Raw genomic sequence first — 15,092 nt, 5'->3', positions numbered from 1 at the left:
AAAGATGGGGGTCCGGGGGAATTCATTCCCCCGGCCTTACTTCTTCTTCCGCTTCGCGTCCTCGCCCGTCCTGTGTCCGGCCTCGGCCATAGCCTGCAGCCGGGCCGGCAGGTTGCCGAGGATCGCCGGCCGATAGCCCGGCACATGTTTCCAGGCCTTGCGTTCAGCCTTGGTCATGCCGCAGCCGAAGCACCAGCCGGTGTCATCCTCGAAGTCGCAGACCTTGATGCAGGGGCGTTCGCTCATCGCCCTGGCATGTGGTTCCGCGGTGCCTGGATGTCAGCCCGCGTGGCGCGCAGGGCTGCTCACCAGGGCAGCTGCTCCATCAGCGCATCCGGCACCTTCCAGTCGGCATCGTCGAGGCTGACCACCTTCTGGAAGGGGAAGGCTTCCAGCAGCGTCGCCTCGCCCGGATGGGTCAGCGGCTGGTAGTGCGCGTCGACGGCGCGCATCACCGCCTGCCAGTCGGTGGTCGATTTCGGCGGCTGGCCATAGGCGTGCAGGCTGCGGCGGCCGGCGCCGGCATAGAAATCGGCCATGCGCGAATCCAGGCCGGCGCGGCCACGCTCCAGCGGGATCTCCTCATGCCCCGGCGTGTTGCGCAGCGGGAAATAGAGGCAGGGGATGCGGAAGACATCCGCCAGGATCAGCCCGTGGAAGGAGGTGGTGACGATGCGCTTGCAGGAGAGCAGCTCGGCCAGCTTGGCCTGGAAGCCGGTCCAGCTGGAATCGTGGAAGGTGTGGACGATCTTCACGCCGTCGGCGGCGCTGACCTGCAACCGGGTCTGCTCCGGCTTCGGCACGGTGTGGACCGACTTCTCCCTCATGGCGGAGAGATGCGGGATGACGCCGAGCTCGATGGTCTTCTCCACCCGGGGATGGCGGATGCGCGGCAGGAACCAGCCGGGATCGCCATAGATCGGCGGCGCGTGCAGGCCGTTCTCCAGCAGCAGCTGGCGGCTATGGGCGCCGCGCACGGCGTGGACGACATAGCGCGTCTCGGGCGCGGCGGCGAAGGCCGTGCCGGTGTCGCCGAAGGCGCGCAGCTTGGCGTCGAAGCCGGTGCCCCAGATATGCGCGGTGCCGCGGCGCAGCGTCTGGCCGATGGTGCCGATGGCGGCCAGCCGCGGCGTCTCCGCCTGGGCCGAGGTCAGCCGCGGCACCAGGCCGCTGATCGCCGCCACCACCACGGCGCTCAGCGTGTCGCCGAAATTGCCGGTACGGCTGGCGGCATCCGCCTTCACCCAGGTCAGCGGCAGCTTGCCGCCGAGGCGCCGGGCCTCGTCGTTCAGGTCGAAATAGGGCGAAAGACTTGGCATCACGGCCCCTGCAGCTCGGGTGGATGCGCCGGAGCGGGCGCCCGCCCGTCCTAGAGGCTGGCAGCGGGGCTGGCCAGCCACCAGACCGCTCCAATCTTCGTGCAGCGGAATCATGCGGGCGTAAACTATTGTCGCGCGCTATTGTCGGGCCTTGGCCGGCCTCATCGTGCCAGGTCCCCTTGCGGAGAGACGCCGAGATGCCGGCTGCTGCCATCCCTGCCACGGAAGCCGCCCGCCTGTCGGAGCTGCGCTCCTACGAGGTGCTGGACCAGGCCTGCGACATCAGCTTCGACAATATCGCCAGCCTGGCGGCGCAGCTCACCGGCTGCCCGGCAGCGGTGGTGAACCTGATCGATGCCGACCGCCAGGTGTCGATGGCGGCGCATGGCCTGCCGGTGGGCGAGCTGCCGCGCGGGCTTTCCTTCTGCTCCCACGCCATCCTGACGCCCGACCAGATGATGGTGGTGCCGGATGCGCGGGCCGATGAGCGCTTCGCCGACAACCCGCTGGTGAGCGGCCCCCCCAACGTCACCTTCTATGCCGGCGTGCCGCTGGTGAACCCGCAGGGCGCGGCGCTGGGCGCGCTCTGCGTGGTCGACACCGCGCCGCGCGACATCAGCGAGTCGCAGCGGGCGGTGCTGCGGCAGCTGGCGCAGACGGTGATGACGACGCTGGAGCTGCGGCGGGCGATGAACCGCATCCGCACCCTGTCGCTGACCGACACGCTGACCGGGCTGGCCAACCGGGCCGCGCTGCTCGACGGGCTGGACCGTGCGATCGCCGTGCAGCGCCGGGCCGGAACGCCCTTCGCCCTGGTCTATCTGGACCTTGACGGCTTCAAGAAGGTCAACGACCTGGAGGGCCATGCCGCCGGCGACGCCGTGCTGCGCGGCGTGGCGCAGGTGCTCTCCGCCCGGCAGCGGGAGGGCGATCTGGCGGCGCGGCCGGGCGGCGACGAATTCGCCCTGCTGCTGGCAGGCGCGACGCCGGAGCTCAGCCTGGCGCTGGCCACCGAGCTGGCCGCCGCCATCGCCGGCAGCCCGGCGGCGCGGGCGCGCGGCGTCACCGCCTCGGTCGGCGTGGTCAGCTTCGTGACGCCGCCCTCCGACCTCGACCATGCGCTGGCCGCGGCGGACGAGCTGATGTACGAGGCGAAGCTCGCCGGCAAGAACCGTGTCGCGCATCGCGAGCATGCGGTGACCACGGTGGCGCCGGTCCCCTCGTCCGGCTGAGGGGCCTGGACGCGGCGCCGCTTCGCCGGCAAGTCTGCCGGCCATGCAGATCCCCTTGCAGATTTCGCCCCTGATCCCGCGGGTGGCGCTGGTCACCGGCGGCGCCCGGCGGCTCGGCCGCGCCACCGCCCTGGCGCTGGCCGAGGCCGGCTTCGACATCGTCCTGCACTATCGCGACAGCGCCGCCGAGGCGGAGGCGACGGCGGCGGCGATCCGGGCGCTGGGCCGCCGGGTCGTGACGCTGCGCGCCGCGCTGGAGCGGGAGGCAGAGGTCGCCGGGCTGGTGCCGGCGGCGGTGGCGGCGCTCGGGCCGCTCGGGGTGCTGGTGAACAACGCCTCGACCTTCGAGCGCGACGAATGGGACAATGCGACGCGGGAGAGCTGGGACCACCATCTGGAGCCCAATCTGCGCGCCCCCTTCCTGCTGTCGCAGGGCTTCGCGGCGCAGCTGCCGGAGGGGGCCGAGGGCGCCATCCTCAACATGCTGGACCAGCGGGTCTGGTCGCTGACGCCGCATTTCGTCACCTATACCGTCTCCAAGGCCGGGCTCTGGGCGCTGACCCAGAGCCTGGCGCTGGCGCTCGCCCCGAAGCGGATCCGGGTGAACGGCATCGGCCCCGGCCCCGCCATTCCCAGCCCGCGGCAGACGGAGGAGCAGTTCGCGCTGCAGGCCGCCAGCACGCCGCTCGGCCGTGGCACCAGCCCGGCGGAGGTGGCCGGCGCCATCCTGGCGATCCTGGCCCTGCCGGCGATGACCGGGCAGATGATCGCGCTGGATGGCGGGCAGCACTTGCAATGGTCGCCGCATCGCGGGCAGGTGCTGCCGGAATGAGCTTCCTTCCCGATGCCGCGCGTGGCCTGCGGCGAGTCTTCGTGCGTCGCCTGGCGGTCGATGCCCATCTCGGCATCTATCCGCATGAGGAGGCGGCGCCGCAGCGCGTGCTGATCGACCTGGAGCTGCTGGCGCGGGATGAGGCGGTGGCCGCCGGCATCGGCCCCGACCGGCTGGACCGGGTGGTGGATTACGAGGCGGCGACCAACCTGGCGCGGCGCATCGCGCTGCAAGGCCATGTGCTGCTGGCCGAGACCCTGGCCGAGCGCATCGCCTGCGCCCTGCTGGAGAGCGATGCCCGGCTGCTGGCGGTGCAGGTGACGGTGGAGAAGCCGGACATCATCGCCGATGTCGCCGGCGTCGGCGTGACGGTGGAGCGGCGGCGGGGCTGAGCGCCCGCCTGCAGAGATTGCTGCGGGCCACTGCAGGGTTTCGCTTTTCCCCATGGGTTTTCCACATCCTTCTCCACGAATTCTGTGGAGAACTCACGGGACCGCGAGCCCAGGGCCCCGCCACCCTGCCAACCGGCGAGGCAGGCGATGCCGCGCCATGGTCAAGTCCAGGCCTGTTCCGGCAAAGCAGCCGGCCGGCAGGGCTGGACCGGTTCTGCCGGCAGCCCGCCGGGTGCCTTCGATTGCTCGCGATTCGGAGAGCGAGTGCTTGCTGCAGCGCGGCAAATACTTGGAACCGCCCGATTCATCCACCGGCCGCCGCCACCACCCGAAGCCACGCGCGGGTCAATGCCATTGTTGATCTTGACGAGGGGGAAAGCGGAAATTTTCTGTCATATCGTTTGTTTTCAATGGGGTGAAGTTTTGCCCAAAGCTTGGGCAACCTCGTGTTACCCGCAGATGACAGCCACTTGGCAGGGTTAACCCCCTAGACGTCCACAGACTTATCCACAGCTTCGGTGGACAAGTGCTGGTACCCCTTGAGCAGCGCCGCCGGGCGTGGTTCACCCCGCCCATGCAGAATGCCGGCCCCCCCCCGGAGCCCCCGCAGGACGAGGACCCGGCCGTCGAGACCCAGCCGCTGGCGCTGACCGCCGAGGCGGGATCGGTGATGGAAGGCGTCGCCGTGATCGAGGCGGCGCTGGCCACCATGCCGCTGGCCCCCGGCGTCTACCGGATGCTCGATGCCAAGGGCGATGCCCTCTATGTCGGCAAGGCGCGCAGCCTGAAGAAGCGCGTGGTCTCCTACACGCAGATCCCGCGCCTGCCCGAGCGGCTGCGCCGCATGGTGCACCTCACCCGGCGGATGGAGATCATCACCACCGGCAGCGAGGCCGAGGCCCTGCTGCTGGAAGCCAACCTGATCAAGAAGCTGCGGCCACGCTTCAACATCGTCCTGCGCGACGACAAGTCCTATCCCTGGCTGGTGATCACCGAGGACCACGACTACCCGCAGATCACCAAGCATCGCGGCGAGAAGCGGAAAGGCGCCAGCTACTGGGGCCCCTTCGCCAGCGCCTGGGCGGTCGACCAGACGCTGACGGCGCTGCAGAAGGTCTTCCTGCTGCGCTCCTGCCGCGACACGGTGTTCGAGAGCCGTGACCGGCCCTGCCTGCTGCACCAGATCAAGCGCTGCTCGGCGCCCTGCGTCGAGCGGATCAGCCGCCCCGACTATGCCGGGCTGGTGCGCGACGCCAAGAAGTTTCTTTCTGGTGAGACGCCGTCGATCCAGAAGGCGCTGGCTGCGGAAATGGAGCAGGCGGCGGAGTCGCTCGAATTCGAGCGCGCCGCTTCGCTGCGCGACCGTATCCGCGGCCTGACCTATGTGCAGGGCCAGAACAACATCAACCTGGACGGCGTCGGCGATGCCGATATCGTCGCCCTGCACCAGATCGCCGGCCAGTCCTGCGTCCAGGTCTTCTTCTTCAGGGGTGGTCGGAACAACGGCAACCGGTCGTTCTTCCCGTCGCATCTGAAGGACGACGCGGCGCCGGAGGAGGTGCTCTCGGCCTTCCTGACGCAGCTCTATGACGACCTGCCGCCGCCGCCGCTAGTGCTGCTGTCGCATGCCCTGCCGGATGCCGGGCTGATCGCCGAGGCGCTGACTCTGAAGGCCGGCAAGAAGGTCGAGCTGGCCACGCCGCAGCGCGGCGAGAAGCGCTCGGCCGTCGAGCATGCCGCGACCAATGCCCGCGAGGCGCTGGAGCGCCGCCTGGCCGAGGGCACCGCCCAGGTCGCGCTGCTGGAAGGCGTCGCCCGGCTGTTCGATCTGGCCGAGCCGCCGCGCCGCATCGAGGTCTATGACAACAGCCATATCCAGGGCAGCCATGCCTATGGCGTGATGATCGTCGCCGGGCCGGACGGCTTCATGAAGAACGCCTACCGCAAATACGCCATCCAGGGCACCAGCCTGCCGCGGGTGCCGGTGGCGGTGGCGGCCGAGGTGCCCGACGCCCTGGCGGACCCCGCGCTGGACGGGACCACGCTTTCGGCCACGGCGCCGGCGGCGGGCCCCGCGGCTGCGCCCCTGGTGGGCGCCGCGCCGCGCCGGGCGGGCGGCGGCTCGCGCGCGGCCAGCGGCGGCGGCGACGACTTCGCCATGATGAAGGAGGTCTTCGAGCGCCGCTTCGGCCGCGCCCTGAAGGAGGACCCGGAACGCGCCGGCGAGGGCTGGCCCGACCTGGTGCTGATCGATGGCGGTGCCGGCCAGCTTTCCGCCGCGCGCGAGGTGATGGCGGAGCTTGGCCTCGGCGACCTCAACCTGGTGGCCGTCGCCAAGGGGCCGGACCGCGATGCCGGGCGCGAATGGTTCCACCGCGCCGAGCATCCGCCCTTCCAGCTGCCGCCGCGCGACCCGGTGCTCTACTACCTGCAGCGGCTGCGCGACGAGGCGCACCGCTTCGCCATCACCACCCACCGCGCCGGCCGCTCCAAGGCGATCACCCGCAGCGAGCTGGACGAGATCCCGGGTGTCGGCTCGGCCATCAAGCGGCGGCTGCTGAACCATTTCGGCTCAGCCCGCGGGGTGCGCCAGGCCGGCGCCGAGGACCTGCGCAACTGCCCGGGAATCGGTCCCTCGATGGCGACCCGCATCCATGAGCATTTCCACCCTGGCGCAACCGGGACTAATTTGGGAAAGCCTGCCGGGCGCACAGCGGGAAGAGACTGAATTGCCGACCGACCTGCCCAATCTGCTGACGCTTTCCCGCATCGCCGCGGTGCCGGTGCTGGTGCTGCTGGCCGCGCTGCGCACGCCCTGGGGCGATGTCGCGGCCTGCGCGCTGTTCTCGGCCGCCGCCATCACCGATTATTTCGACGGCAAGATCGCCCGCGAACGGCAGCTGATCTCGGATTTCGGGCGGATGCTCGACCCGATCGCCGACAAGCTGCTGGTCGGCGCCGCGCTGATGCTGCTGGCCGGGCTGTCGGGCCTGTCGCTGGCCGGGCTGCTGCCGGCCATCGTCATCATGCTGCGCGAGATCCTGGTCTCGGGTCTCCGCGAATACCTGGCCGGGCTGAAGGTTGGGCTGCCGGTGACCCGTCTGGCCAAGTGGAAGACCGGGGTGCAGATGACCGCGCTCGGCGTGCTGCTGGCCGGCGACAGCGGCGCGCGCGTGCTGGGCCTGGGCTTCCTGCCGATCGGCTGGATCGGCGAGGCGCTGCTCTGGCTGGCTGCCGTGCTGACGCTGTTCACCGGCTGGGACTATGTCCGCGCCGGGCTGCGCCATGCCGAGGCGCGCGACCTGGAGCGGGAGGCGGGCGCCCGCGCCGCGGCCAAGCCCTCCTCGCTTCCTTGAGGACTGCCCTTGAGGCGGCCGGGGTTCGGCCGCATCTTGGGGAACAGGGCGCGCGCGGCGCGCCAAGAGATCAGGAGAGGCGGATGAGCCCGTTCGTGCAAACCGGCAAGGTGCCGGCCCTGCTGCTGCTGCTCGGGCTTGGCGCCTGTACCTCGGCGAGCTTCACCGGCCCGCGCGAGGCCGTGCCGACCGACAGCATGACGGTGCAGCGCATCATGGGCGCGCCGGCCGAGGTGCCGCCGCTGCTGCCCGCCCCCGGCAATGTCTGGCCGACCGAGGAACAGCCGCGCGCCACGCTGGGCAGCCCCGAGATCGTGCCGCGCCCAGGCGACCCGACGCCGATGCCGGCGACGCGCCGTGGCAGCTCGACCTCGCCCGACCTGCTGGCGCCGGGCACCGAGTTCCCGCCCGTCGCCCGCCCCTATCCGGTGATGCCGCCGGCCGCGCCGGTGGCGCCGCCGCCGCCGCGCCGCGACGGCCAGGTGATCCCGACGCCGCAGGGTCCGGCGGTGACCAGCGGCGGCGGCCTCGGCTACAGCACCTACAACACCCCCGGCGGCGCCTCGGGCATCGCGGTGCCGCAGGGCGCGACCACCACGCTGCTGGGCCAGGATGGCACGGTGCGGCAGGTGCCGACGCCGCGCTGAGCGCCGCGCGATGCAGATCCTGTATTTCGCCTGGGTGCGGCAGAAGGTGGGGCTGGGCCAGGAGGCGCTCGACCTGCCGCCCGACGTCCGCGACGTGGCCGGGCTGATCCGCCATCTGGCCGGGCGCAGCCCGGGCCATGCCGCCGCCTTCGCCAATGCTCGGCAGATCCGCGCCGCGGTGAACCAGGAATTCTGCGCCGTGGACCACCCGGTGCGGAACGGTGACGAGGTGGCCTTCTTCCCCCCCGTCACCGGGGGCTGAGGCCATGGCCCGGGTCCTGGTCCAGGAAGCGGCGTTCGACATGGCGGCCGAGCAGGCGCTGCTCGCCGAAGGCCGCATCGATGTCGGCGGTATCGCCGCCTTCACCGGGCTGTGCCGCGCCGATGACGGGATCGCCGCGCTGGTGCTCGAGCACTATCCCGGCATGACCGAGCGCGCCCTGGAAAAGATCGCGGCCGAAGCGGAGTCGCGCTGGCCGCTGACCGGCTGCACGGTGATCCATCGCGTGGGCCGGATCCTGCCTGGCGAGCCGATCGTGCTGGTATTGGCCGCCAGCCGCCACCGCACGGCGGCACTGGAGGCCTGTGCCTTCCTGATCGACTGGCTGAAGACCGGCGCCCCCTTCTGGAAGCGCGAGGAATTTTCCGACGGTCGCGAACGCTGGGTCGAGGCAAAGGCCAGCGACGACGCGGCCGCTGCCCGCTGGGCGGGCTGATGCGGGGCCTGCCGGCCCTCCTCGCCATCCTGGCCGGCGCGCTGCTGCTGCTGTGGCCGGCGCTGCTCAACCACTATCCGATCCTGTTCAGCGACACCGGCGCCTTCCTGGCGCAGAGCACGGTGCCGCTGATGATCTGGGACAAGCCCTGGATCTACGGCCCGCTGCTGCATCTGTTCCACTGGGAGCGGACGCTGTGGCTGCCGGCCCTGGCCCAGGTCGTCGTCGTCTCGCACCTGCTCTGGCTGGCCCAGCGCGAGCTCCGCGGCGCCGCCACCTGGACGGCGCATCTGCTGCTGACCGGCGGCCTCGCGGCGCTGACCGCCCTGCCCTGGGTCGCCAGCCTGGTGATGCCCGATTTCTTCTCAGGGCTGCTGCCGCTCGGGTTTTTTCTGTTGGCCTATGGGCGGCTGTCCCGCGGCGAGTTGGTTTACGTGGTTGCACTGATGGCGCTCGGGATTGCCGCGCACCTGTCGAACATCCCCACGGCGCTGGCGCTGGTGGTGATGGTCGGGCTGCTGCGACTGTCCTGGCGGCCACTGGCGCGCGCCGCAGCGCCGCTGCTGATCGCGCTGGGCCTGCTGCTGGGGACCAACTGGATCGGGCATGGGCAGGCCTCGCTGTCGCCCTATGGCAGCACCTTCCTGCTCGCCCGGCTGATTGGCGACGGGCCGGCGGCGCGGACCATCTCAGCGCGCTGCCCCGAGTCCGGCTGGTATCTCTGCGCCTGGGCCGGGCGGCTGCCGGAGGACAGCGATGTCTTCCTGTGGGAAGGCTTCAGCCCGATGAACCGGGATGCGGCGGGGAACGACATCTTCCTGGGCGGGGTAAGGCTGGCGCCGGAGGCGCGGGCGATCATCGCCGAGACCCTGGCCCGCGAGCCCTGGGCGGTGGCCCGGGCGGCGGCGGGCAATGCGCTGCGGCAGATGTTCCTTGTCGAGATCGGCGACACGCTCAGCCGGCATGCGCTGGGCGACTCCGTGCGGCCGCGGCTGGTGGAATTCTTCCCGGCGGCCGAGGTGGCGCGGCATGACGCCTCGCTGCAGTTCGCGGACCGGCTGCCGGGCGTCGCGGCGGCGTTCCTCTGGCCGCAGCCGGTGGTGCTGGTGCTGGGCCTGGCCGGCCTGCTCTGGGCCTTGCGGCGCCCGGGCGGCGCGCTGCGGCTGGGCTTCGTGGCGTTGGTGCTGGTCGGCGTGCTGGGCAATGCGGTGGCGACGGGGGCTTTGTCGAAGCCGCACCACCGCTACCAGGCGCGGGTGGCCTGGCTGCTGCCTTTCGGGGCGGCGCTGCTGCTGTTGCCCGGCGTCCCGCCTGCCCGCCCTGGGCGGCAGCACGGATAGAAAAAAGAAGGGGTTCTAGGGGAATTCATTCCCCTGGCCTTCTACTGCGTGAAGGTCGCCGCCAGCCCTTCCCTGAGCGGCCGCGGCTGGACGTCCAGCTCTTCCGTCATCGGCCCGATATCGAAGGCCTTGTCCTCGGTCAGCCGCCGGATCTCGTCGGCGCCGATCTTCGGCAGGCCCGGCAGGCGCGCGGCGATGGGCGCCAGCAGGCGCAGCGGCGCCATGGGCACCGGCAGGATCGGGGGCGCGCGCAGCCCGGCGGCTTCCGCCACCGCGGCGAGGAAGTCGCGATAGGCCATGGGCGCGGGCCCGGCGATGACCAGGGCCCGCGGGGTGGGCCAGTCGCGGTCGAGCGCGGCCATCAGGCTGGCGGTGACATCGTCCTGGTGGATCGGCTGGACCAGGGCGCGGCCGCCGCCGGGCAGCGGCGCGACGGGCAGCCGCTTCAGCAGGGCCGCCAGGCGCTGGACGTTGTTCTCACCCTGGGCGCCGTAGATCATGGTCGGGTGCAGCATGACGCCAGGGTGGCGGCCGGCCAGCAGCGCGGCCTCGCCCAGGCGGACGCCGTCGCCATGCGCGTCGGGCCAGCGCGAGAAGCGGCGGGTGGAGCCCATCAGCACCAGGGTGGCGCCTTCGGGCGCGGCCGCCAGGATCGCCGGCGTCCAGCGGGCATGGGCGCAGCTGGCGATGCGGGCCGCGCCGTCGAGGGCGGCGGCGAGCGCCGGCGCGTCCTCGAGGGCGGCGAGGCGCGGCTCGCCGGGCAGGCCGAGCGCCGCCCAGCGGGCGCGGTCGCGCACCACCGGGCGGTAGCGGAGGCCCCGCTGCGCCAGCGCCCGGCAGAGCGCGGCGCCGGAGCGGCCGGAGGCGCCGATGACGGCGATCAGGCCCTCCGGCATGTCAGCCCTGGCCCAGGCTGGCGCGCAGCCGGGCCTCGGCGCGGGCGCGGCCGATGACGGGCAGGAAGGTCTTGAGCTCCGGGCCGTGCTCCTCGCCGGTCAGGGCGCGGCGCAGCGGCAGGAACAGCGCCTTGCCCTTGCGGCCAGTGGCGGCGCCGATGGCCCGCGTCCAGGCGCTCCAGGTCTCCGGGCTCCAGGGCTCGGCCGGCATTTCCGCCAGCGCCGCCTGGAGCAGCTCGGCCTCCTCGGGCTGGGGGGGCACCTCGATCTGGCCCTGGGCCACGTCCCACCAGTCGCGCGCCTCGGCGATCAGGTCGAGATTGCCGCGGATGGCGTCCCAGAAAGCCTGGTCCGCGCCGTCGGGCAGGCGCTCGCGCACCGTCGCGAAGTCGAGGCCGTGCAGGTAGCGGCGGTTGAGGCCGAGCAGCTGCGCCGGGTCGAAGCGGGCCGTGCTCTTGGAGATGCGGCCGAGGTCGAAGTCGCGGACCAGCTCGGCCGCCGGCGCCGCCACCGGATCGGCGGAGGAGCCCAGCGCCGCCAGATAGCCCACCAGCGCCGCCGGCTCGATGCCGTCGCGGCGCAGCTGGCGCAGGCCCATGGAGTTCAGGCGCTTCGACAGCGGCCCGCCATCGGCATCGGTCAGCAGCGGCAGATGCGCGAAGTGCTTGACGCAGCTGCGGCCGGACAGCGCCTCCATGATGTCGATCTGCACGCCGGTGTTGGTGACGTGGTCCTCGCCGCGGATGATGTGGCTGACACCCGTCTCCAGGTCGTCGACGACCGAGGTGAAGGTATAGAGGAAAGACCCGTCGGCACGGATCAGCACCGGGTCGGAGATCGGCGGCAGCTTGACCTGGCGGCGGCCAAGCACGCCGTCCTGCCATTCGACGGTGCGGGTCGACAGCTTGAAGCGCCAATGCGGCTTCTTGCCATTGGCCAGCGCGCGCTCCAGCTGCTCGGCGGTCATCCTCAGGGCAGCGCGGTCATAGACCGGCGGGCGGCCCTGCTTCTGCCGCTGCTCGCGCTTGAAGCGGAGTTCCTCTTCCGTCTCCAGGCAGGGATAGAGATGGCCGCTCTTCTTCAGCTTCTCGGCGGCGAGCTCGTAGCGCTCCAGCCGGTCGGACTGCCGGAAGCTCTCGTCCCAGTCGAGGCCGAGCCAGCGCAGGTCCTCCTCGATGCCGGCGGCGAATTCGGGCTTGCTGCGCTCGGTGTCGGTGTCGTCGAAGCGCAGCACGAAGCGGCCGCCCTGGCGGCGGGCGACCAGCCAGTTGGCCACGGCGACGCGGGCATTGCCGACATGCAGATAGCCGGTCGGGCTGGGAGCGAAGCGCAGCTTCATGCCTCGTCCTCCTCCTCGCCCTGGGGCGCGGCATCGTCGTCCTGGCGGCGCGGGTCGAGCACGCGCCAGTTGCGCTCCTCGCGGTCGCGGCAGGGCTTCTCGGCGAAGTCGCGGATCTCGGCGCCGCTGGTCCAGCCCTGGCCCTCGCCGCCGACCACCTCGGCATCCTCGCCGAAGGCGAACCAGGCGGCCAGCACCTCGTCGGGCGTCAGCTTCGGCGCGCGGCAGCGCTCCAGGCTGTCGCGGACATAGCGGCGGGCGAAGGCATTGGCCTGCAGCAGGGTCGGGAAGTTGCGCACCGTCTCGACCGGCTCGGCGCCGTTGCCGCCGGAGAGGTCGCGGATGTTCACGCTGAAGCCGCCGGGCGGCGCGAAGAGGGTGGGGTCGAAATCGCCGCTCATGCTTCGGGTCTCGCCTGCAGGGAATGGGGGCCGGGATGGGCGGGGTAGCGCCGGTGCCGGCCGAAGGCCAGCGGTCCCAGCGCCGGGCCGGGCGGCAGGCGCCGCCGCAGCGGCTCTGCCCGGGCCAGCGCCGCGGCCAGCCGGCGCAGCCCGGCGGGGTCGTATCCGGCGGCGGCGAGGCTGTCCATGCCCTGCCGCCCCTCGATCAGGGCGAGCAGCGCCGGCTCGTCCGGATCGGGGTCGGGGACGGGCAGGCCGCGCGCCGCGGCCAGCGGCGACCAGGCGCCGGGGGTCAGGTCGCGCAGCGGCGCCAGATGGCCGAAGGGGGCGGCGCGGCCGAGCGCCGCGTCCCGCTTGTCCAGCGGGTTGAGCAGCAGCGCGCCGCGATCGGCGGCGAAGCCCTCGGCCCGCCCGGCCGGCAGCGGGTGCAGCGGCCGGCGCAGCCGGTCGGCCAGATGGCGTGCCGCGGCATCCTCCGGCGCGGCGGTGAGCAGGGTGGCGGCCGAGCCCAGCGCCTCGGCGGCCAGCAGCGCCAGCAGCGCCGAGGCCGGGGCGCCGAGCGGCACGACGACGCCCGCCGCCCCGCCCTGCGCCACCATGGCGCGCAGCCAGGCCTGCAGCGCCGCGGCCAGCCGGCCGGCGTCCCCGGCCAGCGGCGGCAGCGGCTGCGGCGCCGCGGCCCAGCCATCGGCGCCCTCGGCCCAGTCGGTGATCCAGAGGTCGGCCGCGAATTCCGGCAGCCGCGCGGCGAGCCGATGGTCGGCGTTCAGGGCGAAGCCACCGCCGGGGAACAGCAGGTCCTCCCCGGCCCCGCGCAGGGACAGGGCGAGCAGCGGCAGGCCGGTCTCCACCACCCGGGCGAGCGCGCGGTCGCTGGCGCGGTCCTCCGCGGCGGTGGCGTCGAAGGGGGTGGCGGGCAGCGCCAGCAGCAGTTCGGCGCCGGTTTCCAGCAGGGTCTCGGCGGTGGCCGCGTCCCCGGCATCGGCGCCAGGCAGCAGGCCGAGGCGAATCCCGCGGCAGGCCAGCGGTCCCGGCGCCGGACCCGGCCGGCAGCGGCCCGCCAGACCCAACGGGTCTGGCGCCTGAAAGAAATGCTGGGGGCGGCGGGCGGCGACGCGGCCGCCCTCGACCAGCACGACGCCCTGGCGCGGCGCCCCCGCCTCCTGCCAGACGGTGCCGAGCAGCAGGGCGGGACCTTCCGCCGGCAGCGTCGCGACCAGCTGCTGCAGCACGGCCTCGGCCGCCTCGTGGAAGGCGGCATCGGCCAGCAGGTCGTGCAGCGGGGCGCCGGTCAGGCTGGCCAGCGGGGTGACCAGCAGCTCGGCCCCGGCCCGCGCCGCGGCGGCATGGGCGGCCAGGATGCCGGCGGCATTGGCGGCCAGCGCCCCGGCGATCGGGGCGAGCGGCGCGGCGGCGATGCGCATCAGCGCCGCCCGCCCGCCGCCGGGCCGCCGGCGACGCCGAGCGCCATGCCGGCCGAGACGATGGCGACGCCGGCCAGGCCGAGCGGGCCCAGCGCCTCGCCCAGCAGCGGCCAAGCGACCAGCGCGGCCAGCGCCGGGGTCAGGGCGGTGATGGTCGTCGTCGTCGCGCTGCCCAGGGCATTGACCGCGCGGGTGAACAGGAAGCCGGCGATCACCACCGCGACCATGCCCTGGTAGATCAGCTGGTAGATCACCGCGCCCGCGGAGGCCTCCCCCAGGCTGGAGGGCAGGAAGAAGTACCAGACGGGCAGGTAGAGCAGCGGCGGGTAGAGGGCGAGCACGGTGGTCGCGGTCAGCGCCGGCACCTGCCAGCGGCGCACCAGCACGGTGAAGACCGCCCAGCCCAGGCAGCCCAGGATGAACAGCAGGTCGCCGCGCCAGGCGCCGGGATGGCTGCCGAAGGTGTCGAGCGTCAGCAGCAGGATGCCGCCCGCCACCACGGCGAGCGAGACCGCCCGCATCCGGGTCCAGCGCTCGCCCAGCCAGAGCCAGCCGAGCAGCGCCGCGGCGAAGGGCAGCAGGCCGGTCAGCAGCACCCCGCCATGCGCGGTGGGGGCGTGGCGGAAGCCGAAATAGGCGGCCAGCGGAAAGACATAGGCCGCCCCCGCCGCCAGCCCGGCGGAGCGGGCGAGCGACAGGCGCGGCCAGCCGAAGCCCGCCACCAGCAGCAGCCCCATGACGAAGGAGCCCATGTAGCGCAGCGCCCCCATGTCCCAGCCGGTCAGCGCCTGCCTGCCGCCCAGCCGGGCCGAGAGCGAGAAGCCGGACCAGACGATGACGACGGCAAAGGCGCAGGCCAGGCCGATGGCGCGCTCGCGCGACGCGGCAGCGGGCGGCATAGCCGGGGGAACGGCGGGGCCGCGCGGCAGGCCGGCGGCGAGGGAATCCTGGGGCATGCGGCAGCCTAGCCCGCGCCCCCCTGGCTGAACATCGGCGGCAGCCCCGGGCGGCCCGCAAGGCTGCCCTGCACCCTCTGGCCTGCCGATTGCTGCGGCGCGATGAAAAATGACAGAGGTGCGGTGGACTCGCCGCTTCGCCCTTGCGGCGCGATTTGCCGCCGCGATATGCCAACCTTTGTGGTGTGGGCCCCGGCTTCACCCAAGATCTGGGTGGCCCGGCCCCCCGAACGGGAAGGAGG

General features: G+C 72.8%; 16 protein-coding genes. 9 read left to right on the top strand and 7 right to left on the bottom strand.

What is annotated here, in order from left to right:
* Window positions 1-36 precede the first annotated feature (36 nt).
* Window positions 37-246, bottom strand: a complete 210-nt coding sequence (locus WFI16_RS12550) for a DUF1289 domain-containing protein (RefSeq protein ID WP_419898176.1) — start codon at window positions 244-246, stop codon at window positions 37-39.
* Window positions 247-305: 59 nt separating this feature from the next.
* The gene (locus WFI16_RS12545) at window positions 306-1,319 is read right to left on the bottom strand and encodes a polysaccharide pyruvyl transferase family protein (protein ID WP_419898175.1); all 1,014 of its coding nucleotides are present in this window, start codon (window positions 1,317-1,319) and stop codon (window positions 306-308) included.
* Window positions 1,320-1,516: 197 nt separating this feature from the next.
* Between WFI16_RS12545 and WFI16_RS12540 the strand changes: the two genes are divergently transcribed.
* The 9 genes from WFI16_RS12540 to WFI16_RS12500 all read left to right on the top strand — a co-directional run bounded on the left by WFI16_RS12540 (window position 1,517) and on the right by WFI16_RS12500 (window position 9,834).
* Window positions 1,517-2,551: a GGDEF domain-containing protein gene (locus WFI16_RS12540; protein ID WP_419898174.1), complete on the top strand. Its 1,035-nt coding sequence runs from the start codon at window positions 1,517-1,519 to the stop codon at window positions 2,549-2,551.
* Window positions 2,552-2,600: 49 nt separating this feature from the next.
* Window positions 2,601-3,383: an SDR family oxidoreductase gene (locus WFI16_RS12535; RefSeq protein ID WP_442970683.1), complete on the top strand. Its 783-nt coding sequence runs from the start codon at window positions 2,601-2,603 to the stop codon at window positions 3,381-3,383.
* On the top strand, window positions 3,380-3,775 hold the full coding sequence (locus tag WFI16_RS12530; RefSeq protein ID WP_419898172.1) for a dihydroneopterin aldolase: 396 nt from the start codon (window positions 3,380-3,382) through the stop codon (window positions 3,773-3,775). Before WFI16_RS12535 ends, WFI16_RS12530 begins: the two co-directional genes overlap by 4 nt.
* A gap of 574 nt (window positions 3,776-4,349) precedes the next feature.
* Complete coding sequence (gene uvrC / locus WFI16_RS12525; RefSeq protein ID WP_442970681.1) at window positions 4,350-6,503, top strand: excinuclease ABC subunit UvrC; 2,154 nt, start codon at window positions 4,350-4,352, stop codon at window positions 6,501-6,503.
* A gap of 1 nt (window position 6,504) precedes the next feature.
* Window positions 6,505-7,131, top strand: coding sequence for a CDP-diacylglycerol--glycerol-3-phosphate 3-phosphatidyltransferase (gene pgsA, locus WFI16_RS12520; protein WP_419898171.1), 627 nt, complete (start codon window positions 6,505-6,507; stop codon window positions 7,129-7,131).
* Between the two features lie 83 nt (window positions 7,132-7,214).
* Window positions 7,215-7,778 carry a hypothetical protein gene (locus tag WFI16_RS12515; RefSeq protein WP_419898170.1) on the top strand — a complete coding sequence of 188 codons (564 nt, stop codon included), beginning with the start codon at window positions 7,215-7,217 and terminating at the stop codon, window positions 7,776-7,778.
* Between the two features lie 10 nt (window positions 7,779-7,788).
* A complete protein-coding gene (gene moaD, locus WFI16_RS12510) occupies window positions 7,789-8,040 on the top strand; it encodes a molybdopterin converting factor subunit 1 (protein ID WP_419898169.1) in 252 nt (83 codons plus the stop codon).
* Between the two features lie 4 nt (window positions 8,041-8,044).
* On the top strand, window positions 8,045-8,494 hold the full coding sequence (locus tag WFI16_RS12505) for a molybdenum cofactor biosynthesis protein MoaE (protein WP_419898168.1): 450 nt from the start codon (window positions 8,045-8,047) through the stop codon (window positions 8,492-8,494).
* Window positions 8,494-9,834: a hypothetical protein gene (locus tag WFI16_RS12500; protein WP_419898167.1), complete on the top strand. Its 1,341-nt coding sequence runs from the start codon at window positions 8,494-8,496 to the stop codon at window positions 9,832-9,834. Before WFI16_RS12505 ends, WFI16_RS12500 begins: the two co-directional genes overlap by 1 nt.
* A gap of 41 nt (window positions 9,835-9,875) precedes the next feature.
* Here WFI16_RS12500 and WFI16_RS12495 read toward each other — a convergent pair whose 3' ends face one another.
* The 5 genes from WFI16_RS12495 to WFI16_RS12475 are packed head-to-tail and all read right to left on the bottom strand — an operon-like array spanning window position 9,876 to window position 14,850.
* Window positions 9,876-10,730 (bottom strand): SDR family oxidoreductase, encoded by an 855-nt coding sequence (locus WFI16_RS12495; protein WP_419898166.1) that lies wholly within the window; start codon window positions 10,728-10,730, stop codon window positions 9,876-9,878.
* A 1-nt stretch (window position 10,731) separates the two neighbouring features.
* Window positions 10,732-12,069, bottom strand: a complete 1,338-nt coding sequence (gene gltX / locus WFI16_RS12490; RefSeq protein ID WP_419898165.1) for a glutamate--tRNA ligase — start codon at window positions 12,067-12,069, stop codon at window positions 10,732-10,734.
* Complete coding sequence (locus WFI16_RS12485) at window positions 12,066-12,470, bottom strand: hypothetical protein (protein WP_419898164.1); 405 nt, start codon at window positions 12,468-12,470, stop codon at window positions 12,066-12,068. The genes gltX and WFI16_RS12485 overlap by 4 nt, the downstream gene beginning before the upstream one ends.
* Window positions 12,467-13,894, bottom strand: a complete 1,428-nt coding sequence (locus tag WFI16_RS12480; RefSeq protein WP_419898163.1) for a nitrilase-related carbon-nitrogen hydrolase — start codon at window positions 13,892-13,894, stop codon at window positions 12,467-12,469. Before WFI16_RS12480 ends, WFI16_RS12485 begins: the two co-directional genes overlap by 4 nt.
* Complete coding sequence (locus WFI16_RS12475) at window positions 13,894-14,850, bottom strand: DMT family transporter (RefSeq protein WP_419898162.1); 957 nt, start codon at window positions 14,848-14,850, stop codon at window positions 13,894-13,896. The genes WFI16_RS12480 and WFI16_RS12475 overlap by 1 nt, the downstream gene beginning before the upstream one ends.
* Between the last annotated feature and the right edge of the window lie 242 nt (window positions 14,851-15,092).

This window comes from Roseomonas sp. USHLN139, from assembly GCF_037145735.1.
Classification (GTDB): domain Bacteria; phylum Pseudomonadota; class Alphaproteobacteria; order Acetobacterales; family Acetobacteraceae; genus Pseudoroseomonas.
Note: the sequence above shows the minus strand (reverse complement) of the source record. Positions and strands in the feature narration are given on the sequence as shown.

Bases quoted from the DNA above. Each gene is read 5' to 3' on its own strand.
- WFI16_RS12540 (WP_419898174.1), top strand. From the start codon at position 1,517: ATGCCGGCTGCTGCCATCCCTGCCACGGAAGCCGCCCGCCTGTCGGAG.
- WFI16_RS12515 (WP_419898170.1), top strand. From the start codon at position 7,215: ATGAGCCCGTTCGTGCAAACCGGCAAGGTGCCGGCCCTGCTGCTGCTG.
- WFI16_RS12475 (WP_419898162.1), bottom strand. From the start codon at position 14,850: ATGCCCCAGGATTCCCTCGCCGCCGGCCTGCCGCGCGGCCCCGCCGTT.
- moaD (WP_419898169.1), top strand. From the start codon at position 7,789: ATGCAGATCCTGTATTTCGCCTGGGTGCGGCAGAAGGTGGGGCTGGGC.
- gltX (WP_419898165.1), bottom strand. From the start codon at position 12,069: ATGAAGCTGCGCTTCGCTCCCAGCCCGACCGGCTATCTGCATGTCGGC.
- WFI16_RS12500 (WP_419898167.1), top strand. From the start codon at position 8,494: ATGCGGGGCCTGCCGGCCCTCCTCGCCATCCTGGCCGGCGCGCTGCTG.
- WFI16_RS12550 (WP_419898176.1), bottom strand. From the start codon at position 246: ATGAGCGAACGCCCCTGCATCAAGGTCTGCGACTTCGAGGATGACACC.
- WFI16_RS12545 (WP_419898175.1), bottom strand. From the start codon at position 1,319: ATGCCAAGTCTTTCGCCCTATTTCGACCTGAACGACGAGGCCCGGCGC.
- WFI16_RS12480 (WP_419898163.1), bottom strand. From the start codon at position 13,894: ATGCGCATCGCCGCCGCGCCGCTCGCCCCGATCGCCGGGGCGCTGGCC.
- WFI16_RS12485 (WP_419898164.1), bottom strand. From the start codon at position 12,470: ATGAGCGGCGATTTCGACCCCACCCTCTTCGCGCCGCCCGGCGGCTTC.
- WFI16_RS12530 (WP_419898172.1), top strand. From the start codon at position 3,380: ATGAGCTTCCTTCCCGATGCCGCGCGTGGCCTGCGGCGAGTCTTCGTG.
- WFI16_RS12505 (WP_419898168.1), top strand. From the start codon at position 8,045: ATGGCCCGGGTCCTGGTCCAGGAAGCGGCGTTCGACATGGCGGCCGAG.
- uvrC (WP_442970681.1), top strand. From the start codon at position 4,350: ATGCAGAATGCCGGCCCCCCCCCGGAGCCCCCGCAGGACGAGGACCCG.
- WFI16_RS12495 (WP_419898166.1), bottom strand. From the start codon at position 10,730: ATGCCGGAGGGCCTGATCGCCGTCATCGGCGCCTCCGGCCGCTCCGGC.